16 protein-coding genes and 1 pseudogene are annotated in these 18995 nt (G+C 40.7%); 10 read left to right on the top strand and 7 right to left on the bottom strand.

What is annotated here, in order from left to right:
• Window positions 1-185: 185 nt before the first annotated feature.
• Together ACYRY3_RS37350 and ACYRY3_RS37345 are read left to right on the top strand one after the other, a co-directional pair.
• Window positions 186-464: a hypothetical protein gene (locus ACYRY3_RS37350; protein WP_460206777.1), complete on the top strand. Its 279-nt coding sequence runs from the start codon at window positions 186-188 to the stop codon at window positions 462-464.
• A 219-nt stretch (window positions 465-683) separates the two neighbouring features.
• The gene (locus ACYRY3_RS37345) at window positions 684-6104 is read left to right on the top strand and encodes a trifunctional serine/threonine-protein kinase/ATP-binding protein/sensor histidine kinase (RefSeq protein WP_460206776.1); all 5421 of its coding nucleotides are present in this window, start codon (window positions 684-686) and stop codon (window positions 6102-6104) included.
• Here the strand turns inward: ACYRY3_RS37345 and ACYRY3_RS37340 are convergent.
• Entirely contained in the window at window positions 6091-7371 is a 1281-nt protein-coding gene (locus ACYRY3_RS37340; protein ID WP_460206774.1) for an MFS transporter, read from the bottom strand. The genes ACYRY3_RS37345 and ACYRY3_RS37340 overlap by 14 nt on opposite strands.
• Window positions 7372-7509: 138 nt before the next feature.
• Between ACYRY3_RS37340 and ACYRY3_RS37335 the strand changes: the two genes are divergently transcribed.
• Window positions 7510-8094, top strand: a complete 585-nt coding sequence (locus ACYRY3_RS37335; RefSeq protein ID WP_460206773.1) for a Uma2 family endonuclease — start codon at window positions 7510-7512, stop codon at window positions 8092-8094.
• 369 nt (window positions 8095-8463) lie between these two features.
• Here ACYRY3_RS37335 and ACYRY3_RS37330 read toward each other — a convergent pair whose 3' ends face one another.
• Both ACYRY3_RS37330 and ACYRY3_RS37325 read right to left on the bottom strand, forming a co-directional pair.
• Window positions 8464-8865 (bottom strand): helix-turn-helix domain-containing protein, encoded by a 402-nt coding sequence (locus tag ACYRY3_RS37330; RefSeq protein ID WP_460206772.1) that lies wholly within the window; start codon window positions 8863-8865, stop codon window positions 8464-8466.
• Complete coding sequence (locus ACYRY3_RS37325) at window positions 8849-9148, bottom strand: type II toxin-antitoxin system HigB family toxin (protein ID WP_460206771.1); 300 nt, start codon at window positions 9146-9148, stop codon at window positions 8849-8851. Before ACYRY3_RS37325 ends, ACYRY3_RS37330 begins: the two co-directional genes overlap by 17 nt.
• Before the next feature lie 163 nt (window positions 9149-9311).
• Between ACYRY3_RS37325 and ACYRY3_RS37320 the strand changes: the two genes are divergently transcribed.
• The 3 genes from ACYRY3_RS37320 to ACYRY3_RS37310 all read left to right on the top strand — a co-directional run bounded on the left by ACYRY3_RS37320 (window position 9312) and on the right by ACYRY3_RS37310 (window position 11958).
• A complete protein-coding gene (locus ACYRY3_RS37320) occupies window positions 9312-9941 on the top strand; it encodes a type I restriction endonuclease (RefSeq protein ID WP_460206770.1) in 630 nt (209 codons plus the stop codon).
• 312 nt (window positions 9942-10253) lie between these two features.
• Window positions 10254-10775, top strand: a complete 522-nt coding sequence (locus ACYRY3_RS37315; RefSeq protein ID WP_460206769.1) for an effector-associated domain EAD1-containing protein — start codon at window positions 10254-10256, stop codon at window positions 10773-10775.
• 79 nt (window positions 10776-10854) lie between these two features.
• Window positions 10855-11958, top strand: coding sequence for an SUMF1/EgtB/PvdO family nonheme iron enzyme (locus tag ACYRY3_RS37310; RefSeq protein WP_460206768.1), 1104 nt, complete (start codon window positions 10855-10857; stop codon window positions 11956-11958).
• Window positions 11959-12178: 220 nt separating this feature from the next.
• Here ACYRY3_RS37310 and ACYRY3_RS37305 read toward each other — a convergent pair whose 3' ends face one another.
• Window positions 12179-12862, bottom strand: coding sequence for a Uma2 family endonuclease (locus ACYRY3_RS37305; protein WP_460206767.1), 684 nt, complete (start codon window positions 12860-12862; stop codon window positions 12179-12181).
• Between the two features lie 134 nt (window positions 12863-12996).
• On the opposite strand from ACYRY3_RS37305, the gene topA reads away from it, so the two are divergent.
• The 3 genes and pseudogenes from topA to ACYRY3_RS37290 all read left to right on the top strand — a co-directional run.
• Window positions 12997-15159, top strand: a complete 2163-nt coding sequence (topA, locus tag ACYRY3_RS37300) for a type I DNA topoisomerase (protein ID WP_460206766.1) — start codon at window positions 12997-12999, stop codon at window positions 15157-15159.
• 436 nt (window positions 15160-15595) lie between these two features.
• On the top strand, window positions 15596-15925 hold the full coding sequence (locus tag ACYRY3_RS37295) for a hypothetical protein (protein ID WP_460206765.1): 330 nt from the start codon (window positions 15596-15598) through the stop codon (window positions 15923-15925).
• A gap of 310 nt (window positions 15926-16235) precedes the next feature.
• Window positions 16236-16722: pseudogene (locus ACYRY3_RS37290) on the top strand (IS1634 family transposase); the annotation flags it as partial.
• Between the two features lie 491 nt (window positions 16723-17213).
• On the opposite strand, the gene ACYRY3_RS37285 reads toward ACYRY3_RS37290, so the two are convergent.
• The 3 genes from ACYRY3_RS37285 to ACYRY3_RS37275 all read right to left on the bottom strand — a co-directional run bounded on the left by ACYRY3_RS37285 (window position 17214) and on the right by ACYRY3_RS37275 (window position 18593).
• Window positions 17214-17714 carry a hypothetical protein gene (locus ACYRY3_RS37285; RefSeq protein WP_460206764.1) on the bottom strand — a complete coding sequence of 167 codons (501 nt, stop codon included), beginning with the start codon at window positions 17712-17714 and terminating at the stop codon, window positions 17214-17216.
• 110 nt (window positions 17715-17824) lie between these two features.
• On the bottom strand, window positions 17825-18202 hold the full coding sequence (locus ACYRY3_RS37280) for a nuclear transport factor 2 family protein (protein WP_460206763.1): 378 nt from the start codon (window positions 18200-18202) through the stop codon (window positions 17825-17827).
• A 169-nt stretch (window positions 18203-18371) separates the two neighbouring features.
• Window positions 18372-18593 carry a hypothetical protein gene (locus ACYRY3_RS37275; RefSeq protein ID WP_460206762.1) on the bottom strand — a complete coding sequence of 74 codons (222 nt, stop codon included), beginning with the start codon at window positions 18591-18593 and terminating at the stop codon, window positions 18372-18374.
• Between the two features lie 186 nt (window positions 18594-18779).
• Here ACYRY3_RS37275 and ACYRY3_RS37270 point away from each other — a divergent pair, with 186 nt between their 5' ends.
• Window positions 18780-18983 carry a hypothetical protein gene (locus ACYRY3_RS37270; RefSeq protein ID WP_460206761.1) on the top strand — a complete coding sequence of 68 codons (204 nt, stop codon included), beginning with the start codon at window positions 18780-18782 and terminating at the stop codon, window positions 18981-18983.
• The last annotated feature ends 12 nt before the right edge of the window (window positions 18984-18995 follow it).

Genomic DNA, 18995 nt, shown 5'->3' with positions numbered 1-18995 from the left:
GTGTAAAAAGAAAGGTAAATACGTTGCACTGAAGGCAATTCCCAATCATAAAACTAAGCAAGTTGAATTTGAAGTGGTGGAAGCTACAACGGAACAAGGTTGAGGTTTCGCTCCTGCTGTTGGTAGTTCACGGGTAAATTAATTCTGTCTGTCGACATTATCGTACAACAGTTGATGTTAACTATGTGAAAAAAGAAGGTGTAGCAGGTCGTATTCATCAGCAATTGATGTCAATTGTCTGTAAAACTCCTAGTAGAGAAGGCAACAATTATTTGACTGGAGAACAATATTCTCACTATATCCCCAATGAGACTAAGATAAAAAACAGTATACAAAAGCTATGTGAAGAATTGAAATTAACAACTCCAAATGAGCCTTTACCAAATGATGGTGTTCTTGGTTTTCGTGTACTACAGCCAACTTACGACCATCACTATAGTTCCTTTGATAAGATATTTCAATGATTACAATTGCCTACCTCTATACCAGATTGGATTCTATTAAAAAATAGAATTTTGTTGCTAGGAAATCTTTCAAAAATCTTAGAGACGCTGAAGGAGCGTTGGAGAAACAACGCTAATACAAACGGACTTGATATAAGTGAAAAGCCTTGATGATAGATTGCTCAGCCAACAGGGAAAACTGTTGATATGGTCACGCGCAGTTTGCTCTGAAAACGAAAAATGACGAACGAAACAATCTACTTACCGGGGTATCATATCACCGAGCAACTCTATGTTGGTTCTCGAACAATAGTCTATCGGGGAGTGCGAGAGTCAGATCGGCGTCCGGTTGTCCTCAAGTTGCTGCGAAATGAGTATCCCAGTTTTGGAGAGTTGGTGCAGTTTCGCAATCAGTATGTAATTGCCAAAAATCTGGAAATATCTGGAGTTATCCAACCTCTTGCTTTAGAAGTTAATTGCAATGGATACGTCCTAGTTATGGAGGACATTGGGGGAATTGCTTTGGCAAACTATTTGAAAGGACTAAGCACGAGTTGCTTGCCGATAACTGATTTCTTAGAAATCGCCCTCCAACTTACCAACATTCTAAGTAGATTGTATCGCGATCGCGTCATTCACAAAGACCTCAAGCCTGCCAACATTCTCATCTGCCCAAACACAAAACAAGTAAAGCTGATTGACTTTAGCATTGCTTCCCTCTTACCAAGAGAAACCCAAGAGATTCAAAATCCCAATTTCCTAGAAGGTACCCTTGCCTACATTTCGCCAGAACAGACTGGGCGGATGAACCGAGGCATTGATTACCGCACTGATTTCTATGCCCTAGGTGTCACCTTCTATCAGCTGCTGACCGGACAACTCCCGTTCCCAGTCGATGACCCTATGGAATTGCTGCATTGCCACCTTGCCAAACAACCAAATCTACCGCACCAAATCAATTCAGAAATTCCACCTATTCTCTCTCAGCTTGTCCTAAAACTGATGGCGAAGAATGCTGAAGACCGCTATCAAAGTGCATTAGGCTTGAAGCACGATCTAGAGCAATGCTTGCATCAGTGGACGCAGAAAGGAAAGATTGAGTGCTTTGAGTTAGGACAACAAGACATTACAGACCGCTTCTTGATTCCCGAAAAACTTTATGGTCGTCAAGCAGAAGTGCTGTTACTACTAGAAGCTTTCCATCGTGTCACCACCGGTAGTACTGAGATGATGCTAGTTGCGGGTTTTTCTGGTATTGGCAAAACAGCGGTAGTCAATGAAGTGCATAAGCCAATTGTTCGGCAGAGAGGTTATTTCATCAAGGGCAAATACGATCAGTTTCAGCGCAATATTCCATTTGTTGCATTTGTTCAAGCTTTCCGTGACCTGATGGGACAACTGCTAAGTGAAAGCGATGCACAACTGACAGAGTGGAAACACAAAATTTTAAAAGCTTTAGGGGAAAACGGACAGGTTATTGTTGAGGTCATTCCAGAACTAGAGCGCATCATTGGACAACAACCACCTGTACTTGAATTGTCAGGAAGTGCGGCACAGAATCGCTTTAATTTATTATTTCAGAAGTTTGTGCGAGTCTTTGCAAGCGCAGAACATCCATTGGTAGTGTTTTTGGATGATTTGCAATGGGCGGACTCTGCTTCTTTGAAGTTGCTACAGGTATTGATGACCGATACCAGATATTTACTGATAATTGGAGCTTATCGCGATAATGAAGTAGAGACGAGAGGTGGCGCTGCTCTACATCCCTTTGTATTGACGGTGGATGAACTGCAAAAAGCAGGGGTAAAAGTTCAGACAATCACATTAAAGCCGCTGCTTCAATCACATATTAACCAATTGGTAGCAGATACTCTAAGTTGTCATGAAAATGTAGCTCAACCACTAACAGAGTTATTATATCAAAAAACAAAAGGTAATCCCTTCTTCACCACCCAATTTCTCAAATTGCTCTATGAAAATGGCTCAATTTTCTTTGATTATGAGGTCAGGCAGTGGCAGTGCGATCTCTCCAAAGTGCGATCGCTTGCTCTTACCGATGATGTGGTTGATTTTATGGCAATACAACTCCAGAAACTACCACTCAAAACTCAACAAATGTTGAAATTAGCAGCGTGTATTGGCGCTCATTTTGATTTGAAGACACTAGCAATTGTCAGCAAGCAATCGCCTGAAGAAACAGCATCTGCTCTATGGAAAGCATTACAGGAAGGTTTCATTCTACCAACTAGTAAAATTTACAAGTTCTTTCAAAAGGAGTCTAGATTCAACACTCAAGAATATTTGGAGACTGAACTGAGGGCTTTAGACTCTGGGTTATTAGCTATTAATTATAAGTTTTTGCACGATCGCGTCCAACAAGCTGCCTATTTCCTGATTCCAGAAACCGAAAAAAGAAGCACTCATTTTCAAATTGGGCAACTGTTGCTGCAAAATCTTTTACCTGAAGCACAAGAAGAGCACATTTTTGAATTGGTCAATCAGTTGAACTGGGGAACAACATTGATAACGGAGCAATCAGAAAGGGATGAACTGGCTCGACTCAATCTTCTTGCTAGCCGTAAAGCAAAAAATGAAACTGCTTACAGTGTAGCTGGTGACTATGCTGCTCTTGGAATTCAACTCTTAGGAACAGATGGTTGGCACCGACATTATGAAATGATGCTAAACCTGCATGATTTGGCAGCCGAGGTAGCCTATTTATGTGGTGATTTGGAACGGATGAAACAGTTTATTGATGCAGTTATTCAGTTTGCCAATAATTTATTCGATCGCGTCAAGGTTTATGAAATTCAACTTCTGGCTTATGCATCTCAAAATCAATTTTTAGAAGCGATCGCAACTGCTTGTCAGACCTTACAGATGTTTGGGGTAGAACTTCCTCAAGAACCGAAATCTGAAGATATCCAACAGGCGCTTCTAGAAGTAACCGAACTCATTCAAGACAAAAAAATTGAGGAGTTAATTCATCTGCCTGTGATGACAGATGCAGAAGCCCTCATTATTATGCAAATTGCAGCCAGTACAATTCCTGCCGTTTATTTGTCAGGTTCTCCCCTATTTGCTTTAATTGTTGCCTTACAAATTAAGCTATCAATTCAGTATGGTAACACCCCACTTTCTGCCTACAGTTATGCTTGCTATGGTATACTTGTAAATAATATCCTGAAAGATACTCCATCAGCCGCTCAATTTGGTCAATTAGCATTGAAAACAATTGCCAAATTTGATGATAAAAGCATCAAGCCAGAGACATTTGTTACACTAGGAACTGGTATCATCCATTGTACATTTCATCTCCAAGAAGCAGTATCTCTTTTACAGGAAGGCTACCAAACTGCTATAGAAACAGGCAATTTAGATTATGCAGGATACAACGGACATATGTTGTGTCTCTGTTCTTATTGGTTGGGGCAGCCACTAGACGCATTAGAGCCAAAATTCCGCTTTTATTCTAAGGAATTGCTAAATCTTAAGCAAGTGACAACATCAAATTATTGTCGTATTTATTGGCAGACAGCATTAAACTTGCTAAATCGGAGAGAAGCTCCTTTCTCTCTATCAGGAGAAGCCTTAAATGAAGCAACCTTCCTGCCCCAACTGTTAGCTTCTAAAGATTTTTTTGGTTTACATTTCTTTTATCTCCACAAACTTCATCTTTGTATTTTGTTAGGAGATATTGTTCAAGCCTTGGAAAATGCAGAACAGGCAAAGCAGTATTTAATGGCAGGTGGAGGAACTATTGGCGAACCAACACTGTACTTTTACGAGTCTTTGGCGATTTTGGCAAACGAGCAACTTCAGTGTGTAGAAGAAAATCAAGCCAAGCTAGAGCGATGGGCGCACCAAGCACCAATGAATTTTTTACACAAGTACTGTTTGGTTGAGGCGGAACGACATCGCGTTTTGGGAAATAAAGCTGCAGCAATTGACTACTACGATCGCGCTATTGCACTTGCCAAAAAAAACAATTATCTCAATGAAGAAGCCCTTGCTAACGAACTTACTGCCAAGTTTTACTTAAATTGGAGTAAAGAAAAAGTTGCTCGGTCATACATGATTGAAGCTTACTATTGCTATGCTCGCTGGGGAGCTAAAGCCAAAGTTATGGATTTGGAAAAACATTATCCTCAACTCCTAGCACCCATCCTGCAAAAACCCTTGGCTTTACTCACTACAACGGAATCCTGGAGTAAATCTCTCCAAACGCTGACCTCTATCACCCATATATTAGAAAGTACTAGCGCCAATACTAGCGTTTCCGACTTGCTGGATTTGGCATCCGTTATCAAAGCCGCCCAAACTCTCTACAGCGAAATTCAACTGGAACGATTGCTAGAGACATTAATGCAATTGGTGATTGAAAATGCTGGCGCTGACAAAGCCGCTTTGATTTTTAATACAGACGGTGAACTGAAAATTGCAGCACAATACGTTGATGGTTCTGCTTGTAGCCCCAGTGCTACTTCGATCAACGAGTGTCAGGATTTACCTCTCAGCATAATTTATTTTGTGAAGAACACACAAGAAACAGTAATTTCAACTCCGAGTTCTGACCCTTACCTGGAGGAACATCAACCTCAGAGTTTTTTATGTACGCCAATTCTCAATCAAGGCAAGTTGATAGGAATATTATACTTAGAAAATTCAGTAATTCATGGCGCTTTTACCAGCGATCGCGTCGAACTTCTCAAGCTTTTGTGTTCTCAAGCTGCCATTTCTCTAGAAAACGCTCACCTTTACCAACAATCTCAGAACTATGCCCAGCAGCTTGAAGTGACTCTAGAAGAACTCAAACAAGCTCAACTACAAACAATTCAAAGCGAGAAAATGTCTGCGTTGGGGAACTTAGTTGCTGGTGTCGCTCACGAAATTAATAATCCGATTGGCTTTTTGGCTGGTAATATTCAACCCGCTCAAGACGGGCTGAGGGACTTGTTTGGTTTAATCGATCTTTATCAGCAGGAGTATCCCAATCCCAGTACAATTATTCAGGATGAAATTGAGGCAATTGACTTGGGGTATCTGCGGGAAGACTTACCCAAACTCTTTGATTCCATGAAAGAAGGGGTCAACCGCATTCGCTATATCAGTCACAGTCTGCGAACATTCTCACGTGCTGATAGCGATCGCCCTACTGCCTTTAATATTCATGAAGGGCTTGATAGTACTATTATGATTCTCAAGCATCGCCTTAAAGCCAACGAGTCTCGACCCGCAATTGAAGTCGTTAAAAACTACGGTCAGCTTCCGCAAGTGGAGTGCTATGCGGGACAACTCAATCAGGTGTTTATGAACCTGCTAGCAAATGCCATTGATGCTCTCGAAGAAGCCAATCAAGGGCTAAGTTTTGATGAGATTAAAGCAAATCCGAATCGCATTATTGTAATTACTGAATTATCAAGCGATGGTCAACAGGTACGGGTGCGGATTCAAGATAATGGTATTGGCATGAGCGACCTGGTAAAGGAAAAAATCTTTGACCGCTTGTACACAACCAAAGGTGTAGGCAAAGGAACGGGATTGGGATTGGCAATCGCCCGTCAAATCATTGTTGAAAAACATAATGGAACTATTCATGTCAACTCGTCTCCAAAACGGGGAGCAGAGTTTGCGATCGCAATTCCGATTAAGGCGAGTTAAGGGAAAACTTCTTAAGTCTGAGAATACGCAGCATGAATAAACCGAAAAAACTGCTGATAGCCGTTGCTATCCATAAGTCATGGGCGATAGCTTTTGAACGATCCATTGCCCAACCTCCTACTATTGGACCCACAAAATAGCCGATTGACCAACATTGATAGCCAATCGCAAGATAAACTGCTCGCAATGATTTTGGCGCTAACTCAGCTATCAGTGCTGGAGCAAAGGGTTTGTAAATGACACTCGCGATGGACAATACAGAGAATGCTGCAATCGTTCCGGCGAGCGCAATTGATGGCATCAGATGAGTTGCCCAGACTAAAATGAATCCAGCACACCAAAATAACATGGAGATTGTCAGAACCCGAACATTCAAAAGTGAAGCTAACAGTTGTACTAGCGGTAACTGCAACACCGAACCGATGCCCACATAGCACCATGTAAACAAATTTGCAACACTCACCAATGAAGAGCCTGTATCTGAAGTTGATTGTGAAATTCCGGTTAAAACAAAGTTTGTAAAATACAGCGGTAATGTACTGCTAACCAAAGCAATATAGGTTGTAAAAAGAACATTAGTTAACATAAAGACTTGCAGCGAGCTGTCTTTCAATGCCAAATTAAATCCCTCTAGCGGATTGGAATGTTCCGGGGCTTCTTGATGAGAGTCGGCGATCGCAAATTGGACTATGACTAAAAACATTAACAGAATCAGCCCTGCGATTGGAAAGAGCATTTGTGGTTGCGTGACTAAAGAAAGTAGGATTCCACCACCCATGATTCCCAGCCCACTGCCAAGACTATCTGCCAGTACCAGAACGGCAAATGCTTTTTGGTGTTCTTTTGGAGGCGTGACATCGATAACCGCAGCATCAGCGGCTGTCCAGTAACACCCAGCACTCAACCCCATGACCAAATTTGCGACAATCAGCATTGGTAAATTGGGGAGGAATGCTAATGCGATCGCAGCTATAATTGATAGACCAGCTGAAAATAACAGTGTTCGTTTGCGACCGTACCTGGGAGAATCAGCTAAATAACCTCCCAAGAAATGTCCCACGACTCCAGCAAGGGAGCCACAGCCCATCGCAATTCCAACCACCGTAGCCGAAAATTGCAATTGATTGACAAAAATTAATGGAATAAAGAATTGGATAGTTCCATATCCAGCTTGATAGAGAAATCGAGCAATTGCCTGCGCCCAAACCTGATAACTTGATGGTTGGAGCAAGAAGGGTTTAGGATTTGCAAGACTTTGATTTTCCACAGAGACCTCATAAATAACGAGTGTGGCTGAATCGGTATGTAAAGACTGGCTGTTTGAAGCGTCTCTACATTATCAATTTTTATCATCCTTTTCGTAAAATGATATAACTACTAACTTGAAGCTTGAGGATTCAAACCAATGGTAATGCAAGCTAACGAGAAAAAAAACTATACAAGCGAAGAATATTTAGAATTAGAGATTAACTCAGAACAACGTCATGAATACATTAACGGTGAAATTATTCCTATGACTGGTGGGACACCAAATCACAATCAAATTGCGCTTAACTTTTCTGCTGCACTAAATTTTGCTCTCAAACGTCAACCCTATCGAGTTTTTGTCACCGACCAACGGTTGTGGATTCCTAAAAAACGAATTTACACCTATCCTGATGTTATGGTAGTTCAGGGCGAATTGCAATTACAAGAAGGGAGACGAGATACTATTACTAATCCATTAATCATTGCTGAAGTCCTATCAGCCGCAACTAGAGGTTATGACAAAGATGAGAAATTTTTAGCTTATCGGACTATTCCAACTTTTCAGGAATATTTGTTAATTGACCAATATAAAGTACATATAGAACATTTTTTTAAAACAGATAATAAACGCTGGTCTTTTCTTGAATATGATGAAATTCATGAAACATTATCTCTCAATTCTATTTCTTTTGAAATCAGCCTTACAGATATTTATGACAAAGTTGACTTTGAAATTCTATAGCAATTCTAAATTATTCATAAAAATTTAGCTCCCCGATTTCTCAAAGAAGTCCGGTATATGGACAATCCTCCCTTTGCACTTTAAAATTACCAATTTTTGTAGGGTGGGCACTGCCCACCATCATCGAACTAAGCTTTTAGATAATCCTCTGGCAAGAAGGCAGTATGAAGTAAAAGCCTGCTTAGTGGAAGGAGTTTTGAAACAGCAATTTCAGCAATGAGACTGTAAATTTATTTGATTTCTACACAATCAAAATAGTCATGAAAAAGAGATAATTAGTAGCAGGGTGCAATTAAATAGAATACTTTCTGTAGTTCTCCTGGATAAGAGAAACGGTGACAAGTTGGAGTTCTATGTTCAGTGTAATTCTTAAAGAAACAAACCTGGGTCCACGTGAAAAAACTCTCCCAAAGCATTCGCTTGAGCTTTACTGATTTCTCGCTTTCCATTTACGACTTCAGACACTACGCCTTTAGAACCAATCACCCCCACCAAATCAGCTTGTTTTATTCCTTGCTGCTCCATCAAAAAACTTAATATAGAATGAGGGGTTGAGCCTTCTTCAGGTGAGTAATATTCTCGCTCAAACTTTTCAATTAAAACAATCAGCATCTCATAAATTTCATCCTCTTCCAAGGTTCGATTCGGACAATGCATTAATTCTTCAACAACTTTCAGAGCTTTTTCATTCTCTTCTTCAGTTCTGATAATTTTAGGTTGATATTTGTTTAATAAATTTCTATATTTTTCCGGATCAAAAGTAAGGGTCATTTTTCCAGTTCTCCTTGTCATACTCTGCATATGTTAAAATATATTTTATATAAATTAATTGCTTTTCATAATCCACGCTCACGATTAACCGATATCTATTCCCCTTAATATTAAAGACGGTAAAGTTGTTTACTGCTTCAGCTGTTGGAAAAACTGATTGAACCTCTACCAAGTTCGACCAAGTCGCCTTATTTGCAACCTTGTACCAATCATTGACAGCGTCACGGCAATCAGCGTGTTTTTCTGCGAATTCCCGCAAACGTCTATAGCTAATGATATGCATTAAAAAAATCTATATTTTGAACTCGACTGTGGTTCTCATTTTGAGAACTATGATAGCACATCACAATTACGCTTTCAAAGCAAGCGGATGAGACAATAATTGCCCACCCTACCCTCTAAAATTTTAGAATTGAAAAATCAATTGAAGAATTACACAGTTGACCATGACCGTAAACCTTGCGATCGCACAAGATATCACGGCTTTTCGTCAAGTTCAGGAGAAATTGGGCTTAACGCTCACTGAGGATAGCCAGTTTTTTACAGAATGGATGACTGATTTACCTGTACTGAGCGAGGTAGAGTCTGCAAGGTTAGAGCAAGTACGGCAAAACTATCTCTACCAAATTTCTGAAGGAATTCTTATGGAAGAAACTATAAAAATGGTAGTGCTTTCGCCGTTACTTGAGTTAGCAGGTTTTTATCAAGCACCTTATAAGTTTCAAATAGAAGTGTCCGTTAAGATTGAAGCCCAAGGTGATAACGATGAAGTTCTCAGTGGACGGATCGATGCATTGGTATTGCAAGGTAAATTATGGATTGTCCTCATCGAGGCAAAAAAAACAACTTTTGATTTAGAGGTCGCCATTCCCCAAACATTAGCTTACATGGCGGCTCATCCTCAAACCGAAAAACCTTTGTATGGTATGGTCACAAACAAAAGTAGTTATTTGTTTGTGAAAACTTTAGGCAATCAATACGGTATTTCTGACTTGTTTACAACTCGTTCACAGTATCGGAATAATCTTTATGAAGTTTTAAGGATTCTTAAGTATTTGGGACGAATTATTGCTTAGGTCAGTATCAAAAAATGCAAGTGAAGGTCGTCCTTAGTCATTTGTTATTCGTCATTAGTAAAGCTTGCCGACATATCTACATTTTGTAATAGACATCTGGTGGAAATTAACTATGCAATACACGAAAGTCTTGGTAGGGGCGCAAAGCCTTGCAAAAACCAAACGATGTCACAAAAAGTAAAATCTCTAAACTTGGCTCGTAGTAGCGCTTTAGCGCATGCATCGCAACTACTAATCAGTAACAAAATTTACATTAAATTACTTATTTAGATGATTACTGTTCGTCAATTGCTTTTCAAGGAGTAGCTATCAATGAGTTTACAAGGTGATCGGAAAAAGGAAATTCTAAAAGCACTCAAGTCTGCTTTTCCTAACCGTCAGGAGTTGGTGATGATGCTAAGTCTAGAACTTGATATCAAAGAATCAGAAGTCCCTGACGATTCCAGCTATAATTTTGTTGTCTTTAAATTAGTCGAACAACTTGAAAGCCAAAATCGCATCCAAGAGTTGATTGAGGGTGCTTGTAGGGCAAATCCTGGTAATCCCGCTTTGCAGCAAGTAGCTAAAACAATGAAGACTCCATCTAAAATATTACCTGAAAGTCAAGCTAACGAGAAGAATAATTCTGCTGCGCCTACTTTGAGTGGGGTTGCTGCTATCAAAAGAGATGCTTTAACAAAACGCCTAATAAATCTGCAGGAAGAATATAATGCGGTCAATAAACAAATAGATACAGAAATTGATGAGCGTAATCGTCTTATCCTAGAGAGAAGAGCATCTCATTTATTGGAAGACATGGAAAAAATCGAGAATGAAATCAGACTACTCAATTAATTAAAACAAATGATAATAATGGTATGAGATATAGAGTGACTATACAAGGGGCTAATTTAGAAACAAATATGGAGGAAGAATGGAGCCTGGTGCTATCAAAAGAGATGCTTTAATGAAACGCCTGAAAAATCTTCAGGAAGAATATAACATAGTGAATAAACAAATAGATACAGAAATTGATGAGCGTAATCGTCTTATCCTAGAGAGAAGAGCATCTAATTTATCGGAAGAAATAGATAAAATTGACCGGGAAATACGACTATTTGATAATAACACATTTGGAAATAAGAATCCAGCCACATCAACTTCTTCTCAATTGCAGGTATTCAAATTTGAAATCGTTAAGGTACAGATAGAGAACACTAACGACAGTAGCCCAGAAATTAAAATTAACCGCCGCTCAGGTCAAGCTAGATTTTTTGTCGAAAAATTGCCTTTTGATGTGAACTTGGAGATGGTAGAGATTCCTGGGGGTACATTTAGAATGGGTGCTTCTGAAACTGAAGAAGGTAGTCTTGATTATGAACGCCCTCGACATCAAGTCACAGTTCAACCCTTCTTTATGGGAAAATATGCTGTGACGCAGGAACAATGGGAAAAAGTAGCTGATTTCTTGCCTAAAGTCAATAGAGAGCTAAAACCACATCCTTCTTATTTTAAAGGAGAAAACCGACCAGTTGAGTGCGTTTCCTGGTATGATGTAGAAGAGTTTTGTGCAAGGTTGTCAAAACATACGGGAAAAGAGTATCGGCTACCGAGCGAAGCCGAGTGGGAATATGCTTGTCGGGCGGGGACAGCAACACCATTTCATTTTGGAGAGACGATAACGACTCAGTTAGCAAATTATGATGGAAATTATACTTATGGCAGTGGGCTGAAAGGAGAGTATCGAGAACAATCAACACCAGTAGGAAGTTTTCCACCCAATGCCTTTGGGTTATATGATATGCATGGCAATGTGTGGGAATGGTGTGCTGATAGTTGGCATGATAGTTATGAGGGTGCGCCAGCTGATGGAAGAGTCTGGCTAAATAATAATGATAATAATCGGCTGCTGCGCGGTGGTTCGTGGTACAACCTTCCTGTAATCTGTCGTTCTGCGTCTCGCGACAACCCCCCGAAGCTCGGCAGCAGCTACGTCATCGGGTTTCGAGTAGTTTGTGGTGTTGCGCCGAGGACTTAATTTCCCTATGCACTCGATCGCTTTTTCCCTTTTCTCTTCTTATCTTAGCACTTTTTTGCGAGCGAAGCGAGCCGATTTTTTTTCAAAAATAGGGGTGGGGATTGAGTGAGTTCTATCAAAGGTGTCTATCCACAATAACATAGAATTTTTATGATGTAAACCAATTGACTTACTAAACTGCACGCACTAACACACAACCACGCTGGCTCAAATTGGCTTTTTACTGACTTGGTAGAGAATCGGGATCGACGCCAATTGAACGTAAATACTGTGCTAACTGTTCTGCTCGTTCTTCTGCTGTTAAATAACGATCGCCTTTGTTGTCATACCAGGACAATAGTTGTTGTTGAATACCAGCAACGGTAGCTTGGTATCGTCCAATCCCCAAACCTACTTCTGGCATCCAGTAGGGTTCACCAATTTGCAATCGATAATTACCATCTATCAACTTATACACTTCAAAAGGTTGATGTTGGTCGCGTTGCCAATATTCTGGGTTGTAAATCACATAGTACAACACACCAAGTTTAGCGTAGATAGCTAGTTTCTCATCGTATTCACCCCCTGGTGTTTGGGATACTATCTCCAAAGTCAAAATGGGAACTATCTCCTTTTCTTCCCAAACTGCATAACTTCTGCGAGATTTCCCCCCCTTTTTACGTTCCACTCCCAAACTCAAAAAGCCATCAGGTACCACAGGGACTCTAGAATTGGCTCCTGTCGTGTGATATATTGCCATATCTACACCAAAAAACCAATCCAGACGCTTTGCCCAAATTGAGTTCAGCAAAAACAGTAAGACATTGGGCAAGAAATTTTGGTCTTCGTTATCCACAGGTGTATCGTCTGAGCAAGCTAGTCGATCGGTGCTTGGTAAGGCAACAGAGATTTCAGGTGACAGCATAACTGTTGTCAGGTGTGGCGTTAAGTTCTTCTATTATAGGTGGAGCGCACTATGGAGAGTGCAAAAATTCAAAACAAGTGTACTATAAAAAACAAAGCTGCTGTGTGTTAGATGACATCGAAAGGTAAGGTGCTATGCCTAAACGCCTTCTAGTGGTCGAATCCCCCGGTAAAGTTAAAAAACTCAGTCAAATCCTGGGAAGTGAATGGATTGTTCGTGCTAGTTGCGGTCACATTCGCGAACTCAGCGATGAAGGTGAGGATTCTTTGGGATTTATGATGGAAGGTAGCAGCGTGCAGTGTAAGTACGTACCCCGCAATCAACAGGCAAAGGAAACAATTCAGCAGCTCAAGACTGCGGTCAAGCAGGTAAAAGAAGTTGTCCTAGCAACAGACCCAGATCGGGAAGGAGAAACCATCGCTTGGCATCTTAAAGAAGCATTGGGACTCAAAGACCCAAAACGGGTAGTTTATACAGAGATTACGGAGTCTGCGGTTCGGTCTGCCATTGCCAATCCCAGAGACATTGATTTTAACTTGGTAGGAGCGGGATTGTGTCGAGATTGTCTGGATAAGTTAGTCGGTTACAAGGGAAGCCCGTTAGTTTGGGCGTTGAATAATGGGGCTAAGAGTGTTGGGCGAGTCCAAAGCGCAACTCTACACTTGATTTGCCAGCGCGAGAGGGAAATTGAGTCGTTTGTTCCCCAAGATTATTGGAGTGTCTGGGTGGACTATGCTGAAGGATTCCGCGCTTTCTACAAAGGAACGGTTAGCGATCGCACAGATGCTGTAGAATCGGAAACGGAAGCCCATGACGACGCAGCAAGTAACACCAAGGAATCTCCAGAGTCTACTCGCGTTCTTACGGAAGCAGAAGCAGATCGTTTGGTGGAGGAAGCACGACGTCATCCCCACCAAGTTATCCAATTTGAGGGGAAGATTGCCAGCCGCCAACCACCTCCACCCTTTATCACCTCTACCCTACAGCAAGCTGCTGGTTCAAGGTTGCGATTTACTCCTGACAGAACCATGCTTTTGGCTCAAAAGTTGTATGAGGCGGGGTTAATTACTTATATGCGGACGGACTCTGTCATGCTCAGCCCTGAGTTCTGCGCCGACGCCCGAAAGTGGTTGGAAGAACATGACCCGAAGAACGTACCGCAGAAAGTTGCCAGACACCGCAGTAACAAAACCGCTCAGGAAGCCCATGAGGCAATCCGTCCGACCAATGTGTTTCGTCCCTCAGTGGAGTTGCGGGTGGAACTGCCTGAAGATGAGTTTAACCTGTACGTGATGATTTGGAAACGGGCGATCGCATCCCAATGTCGCCCAGCCCAACTGCGTAAAACTCTGGTTATTACCCAGTCCGGTCAAATCCTTTGGCAAGCGAGAGGACAAGTCGTAGAGTTTTTAGGTTATGCTCGATATTGGCCAAACCTCAGCAAAGATACAATTCTGCCAAACTTGCAGCAGGGGCACATGTTGACTTTGGAAAATGCAGGTCATGAAAAGAAACAGACCCAGCCACCACCCCGCTACAGCGAACCCAAATTAGTCCAATTAATGGAACGCAAAGGGATTGGTCGTCCGAGTACCTATTCTCCCACCATTGCAACCTTGAAGAAACGGGGTTATGTGCAGTTAGCAAAAGACAGCCTACAGCCGACAACCTTAGGTTTGGAAGTAGATGCGTTTTTATTGAAAGCATTACCGGATTTGCTACAGACAGAATTTACCGCAAAGATGGAGGATGCTTTAGATGCAATTGCTTCCGGGAAACAGCCTTGGCAGCACTACCTCACAAATTGGAATCAGAATTACTTTGCACCAGCGCTGGCTAAAGCAAAAACTGTCGTTGTCAGTCCATCAAATGGGACAAAAGCACCTCCTGTAGCTGAAGGCAAATTCGAGACTTCCAGGACTCGTTGCCCTCAGTGCAACAACCACTTAGCTAAAATTAAGAGCAATAAAGTTAAAAAGAAATACTTTCTTAAATGTGTCAGTGGCTGTGAAAACGTGGTTCTTTTTTGGAGCGAATACAGCAAAACATGGGAAGCGCCGCGCTCAAAAGCTGCTAAAGAAGAAAGCCCCCAAAAACCTCCAGCCCAGATAACAAAATATCCCTGTCCGGTATGTCAGAAACCTTTGGAAGAGTATAGTTATATCAAGGAAGGGATGAGTAAGAAAATGCTACGCTGTTCCGATCCCAAATCCCGAAACGACCAGAAACATAAAGAAGTGGCTTATTTTACTACCCAAAAAGGTTGGTGGAGCCCTAAATTTGGAGAATTGAAGTAGGGGCGAACGGCTGTTCGCCCTTACAATAGGGGCTGTTCGCCCTTATAATAGGGTGCTCGCATTTAAAATTTGAAGAATCAGACATTAATGGGAGCGGATTTATCTTGCTTGATAATTTAATAGCCTTTGTCAATGCAATATTCACTCTTTTCTACATGGCAATAGTCAGAAAGCGTTTGTAGCAGCTGTGGTTTCCGATTGGCGATCGCTCCTTTGAGTCCCGGTACCTTATTTATGAGGGCAGCGATTAACTTTGGTAGGTGTGGAATAAAGTCCCCAGTGTTGCGGAATCTGTAAAGTGGTGTATTTAAGATTAACTCCTGAGTGCTGACTGGTGGTGAGCGATCGCTACCTTATGCGGTGAGTTTTTCAACAAATGAATATTAAATAGCTTTTGGCAGCTTAACGTATTTGGTGGCTAGCTTATTTTTAAATAATGCAAAAAGTTATAGATTATGTTATTAACGATCTACTTTATCAAGCTGAGAAAACTAACGAACTTTCAAAGATAGCAGAGAAAGCTGTAGAAATTTTAGATACAGTTCCTGGTATATCTCCGTGTCATGATAGAGACTTTAAGTGGTCTAAACCTGTATTTGTTTTAAAAGATGGAACTGTAGTAAAAACTTGCCAAAATATCATTGCGCTTAAGCACATATTTCTAGCTGATAGTTATGGAAAACTAATTTATGGTGCTTTTGCAGACTGGTTTCATACTAAAGATTTAGAACAAGCAATAAACAGGATTCGGAAAGAATTAACATAAAGCCATAGAACTCACATTTTTCAATAAAACTTGATGTAATTTAAACTTGTTGAAAAAGAACAATTATGTCGTTGTCTTATATTACTAGAACTTACGCATTGACAAATTAGACGAAAGATGATGTAGGATAAATCAGGAAAAAACAGGCGATCGCTAGTCCCTAGGGGACTGAAAAGATGGATAATTTACCCTGTCTCGATTGAGGGTATGGGGTATCAGAGCAATTACCAATGAAACAGCTTTACCAGAAGTGATATTTGAGAATTTAAAAATTGAAGATGAGCCTAGACAAGACTCTCAGCTAAAATCAAAACAAGCGATAAATATTACCTACGGATACTCACGAGATCATAGACCAGATTTAAAACAGTTTTTAATAGAATTAATATGTACAGGGGATGGTGATATCCCATTGTTCTTTAAATCTGCATCTGGAAATAGAGTGGATTCTTCGTACTTTGGAGAAATTGCAGTTGAATATAAAAAGCAGATAGAAGTAGATAGTTTAATAGTTGCAGATTGTGCTTTATATACATACAAAAGCAAATCTTCAACTTATGTCAGAGATGAAATGGTTATGTAGAGTCCCTTTAAGCTTAAAATCAGCACAATTATTAGTATCAACTTTACCAGAATCAGAATTTACTGAAAGTGCTCTAGAAGGATACTCATTTGTAGCTCAAATAAGTGACTATGGTGGAATAGAGCAGAGATGGTTAGTTGTACAAAGTCAAGAAAGAAAAGAAGCGGATTTACGAAAACTTTCTCAAAAAATTCTCAAAGCTGAAGAAAAAATATTTTCATGAAGATGATGGCTAATATTACCACATCTTGGACAAATTGCTGTCTTTTTCTCCACTTTTACGGATAAGATTAATGTTCCTTCTATTTCTTTACTATCTTCTACTATGACTCCAGGCAAATTTAATAACTTAGTCATTAAACTCTTCATCATGTATAAAACATTAGTAATTTTTAGGTTATTACTAATATTTTAGCCCACTAAGTACGGAAGAGCCACAATTTTCAAGCCACATCATTTATAAATACCTATGAAGCACCACTGTATTAATTATACCAGACATTTAAGTATAATAACGCAAGCACCGTAAAATTGTATTATAACGATACAATAATACAAATTATTGACATTTATTATTTATCCTACTTAGTTGGAACCAATTTGTACAGTGCGTAAGTCCTAATTACTTATTCTGTAGTATTAAAGTAATTAAATAGTTGCATTGTAAGAAACGGAAAGACAGGCGATCGACAACGCTGTTTGCACCTAGTTTCCATACAGTTTTTCCTGCTTGAGTTTGGATATGGTCTTAAGCAAGCTAGGACGGTGTTTGGCAACAATCATCCATTTGGGTAGGCGGCTGAACAAACTTTGGTTATGCCACCCATACTGAGGAACCGATTTTGAGCCACGCAACGAACTGGCTATATATTGTTCTAGCAGCAGTAGATGGCGATCGTTGTATGCCCACAATACGCACTGGCGATATCTAGTTTGTAAGTACAGTGGTAGTTTAAAGTAAGGATCGCGCATGGGGTCTGCATACCAATCGTATCCAACACTTTGACTTGCCCAATCTTGACTCAATCCACATCCCCTACAGACAAGACGCCGTGCTTGAAAGTACGTTGCAACGGACGAGGTGTTATCACAAACAGATGTAATATGTGCCAGCGCTTGACACCGGGGACAAACTACTAAAATTTCGTCCATCAAGTCATAGATGGTTATGTTTTTTTCTTCACGCTGTGGTTGTATGCAGTCCATAGCACAATCGGACTCTTAATTTTTATGCAAAAAATTCATATTTATTGGCAGTAAATCACAGAAACGCTTCAAACTCTCCATTACTCCGAACACAGTTGTTAAACTTTGCCTTATGGGGTGGACGATGGAAGTGGACAGACTTCCATAGCTTGAATCAAGCCGTGCTCAAAGGTGAATCGATGACCCACCTGTTCCGAGGCTTGAACTGCTCCTGCCAAGTCACGCACGACCTGATGCACCGAGACCAAAATGCGCCTGTCCTCCTCCAAGTAAAAGGTTTGCGGCTCGACATGCGGATCGATCTCGCTCCATTGCTCCGTCCAGTAAGCGCGAACTTCTTCAGGTCCACGGGCAAAACCGCCTTTGAACGCTTTCGGCCAAACCACGTCCGGAGTCATGAGGGCAAGGGCAGCATCAATGTTTCGTGCGTTGAAGGCTGCGTATGCCGCACGGAGCAGTTCGATTAGGAGTGCTCTTTGCTCTGACATTTTCTTGGTATGGTGAAGGAGATGCAGCAGAAGCTAACAATTTATTGTACCGTTAAAGCCAAGTATTGTTATCTTTAGAAAAATTGTCTGGCATCCAACGATTCAGCAATATAATATAAAGTTATATTACGCATTTGAAGTGCGATCGCATAATAAATTCATCCCACTGCTATTCCATCAAATCGCGTCGAACGGCTTCTGAAATTATCCGCCGTAAATAAGTAACTCTCTGTTCTGAAGGTAGATTCTCCAGTACGTCATGCACGTCTTGTGGCAGTTTAATACTTATTGGTTTTTTAGAAAGGGCAATGTTGCCTACTTCTCCGTAAGCGCGAAATCGCTTTTCCTTAAATTGAGTGGATTGGACTGGATTTCGATTCCCTTTAGACATACATAACAATAACTCAACATTTTCATAATGCCATAATTCCCTGTATACAGGGATAAACAATGCTTATACGTCTGCGTGGGTCTGCGGCAAAAATTTCATAGCTAATTCGTTTTTATCCCGGTATACAAGGATAAAATGAAACTATGAGAACAGTAAAACTCCTAGTTTTCATAAGGAGGTGATTGAATGACTCAAGCAAATGGCGGAAATGGACATTCATCCGATGTCAACGCCAATGATATCGACACTTACGAAAAAATCCCAAACGAAAACCCGCTCACTGAAGAACAAACTTGGCTCAAGGAAAACCTTGGAACAGGTGAACGGGAAATCGTTTTCGAGACTCCTGAACAGTTAAAGGATGAGGGTGATGAACCCAAGAAAAATTAACTTTCAGGCTAA

Source organism: Scytonema sp. NUACC21, from assembly GCF_054684315.1.
The sequence above is the reverse complement of the archived record's forward strand: the minus strand, read 5'-3'. Positions and strand labels throughout refer to the sequence as shown.

Bases quoted from the DNA above. Each gene is read 5' to 3' on its own strand.
- ACYRY3_RS37345 (WP_460206776.1), top strand. From the start codon at position 684: ATGACGAACGAAACAATCTACTTACCGGGGTATCATATCACCGAGCAA.
- ACYRY3_RS37335 (WP_460206773.1), top strand. From the start codon at position 7,510: ATGGTAATGCAAGCTAACGAGAAAAAAAACTATACAAGCGAAGAATAT.
- ACYRY3_RS37330 (WP_460206772.1), bottom strand. From the start codon at position 8,865: ATGACCCTTACTTTTGATCCGGAAAAATATAGAAATTTATTAAACAAA.
- ACYRY3_RS37325 (WP_460206771.1), bottom strand. From the start codon at position 9,148: ATGCATATCATTAGCTATAGACGTTTGCGGGAATTCGCAGAAAAACAC.
- ACYRY3_RS37320 (WP_460206770.1), top strand. From the start codon at position 9,312: ATGACCGTAAACCTTGCGATCGCACAAGATATCACGGCTTTTCGTCAA.
- ACYRY3_RS37315 (WP_460206769.1), top strand. From the start codon at position 10,254: ATGAGTTTACAAGGTGATCGGAAAAAGGAAATTCTAAAAGCACTCAAG.
- ACYRY3_RS37310 (WP_460206768.1), top strand. From the start codon at position 10,855: ATGGAGCCTGGTGCTATCAAAAGAGATGCTTTAATGAAACGCCTGAAA.
- ACYRY3_RS37305 (WP_460206767.1), bottom strand. From the start codon at position 12,862: ATGCTGTCACCTGAAATCTCTGTTGCCTTACCAAGCACCGATCGACTA.
- topA (WP_460206766.1), top strand. From the start codon at position 12,997: ATGCCTAAACGCCTTCTAGTGGTCGAATCCCCCGGTAAAGTTAAAAAA.
- ACYRY3_RS37295 (WP_460206765.1), top strand. From the start codon at position 15,596: ATGCAAAAAGTTATAGATTATGTTATTAACGATCTACTTTATCAAGCT.
- ACYRY3_RS37285 (WP_460206764.1), bottom strand. From the start codon at position 17,714: ATGGACTGCATACAACCACAGCGTGAAGAAAAAAACATAACCATCTAT.
- ACYRY3_RS37280 (WP_460206763.1), bottom strand. From the start codon at position 18,202: ATGTCAGAGCAAAGAGCACTCCTAATCGAACTGCTCCGTGCGGCATAC.
- ACYRY3_RS37275 (WP_460206762.1), bottom strand. From the start codon at position 18,593: ATGTCTAAAGGGAATCGAAATCCAGTCCAATCCACTCAATTTAAGGAA.
- ACYRY3_RS37270 (WP_460206761.1), top strand. From the start codon at position 18,780: ATGACTCAAGCAAATGGCGGAAATGGACATTCATCCGATGTCAACGCC.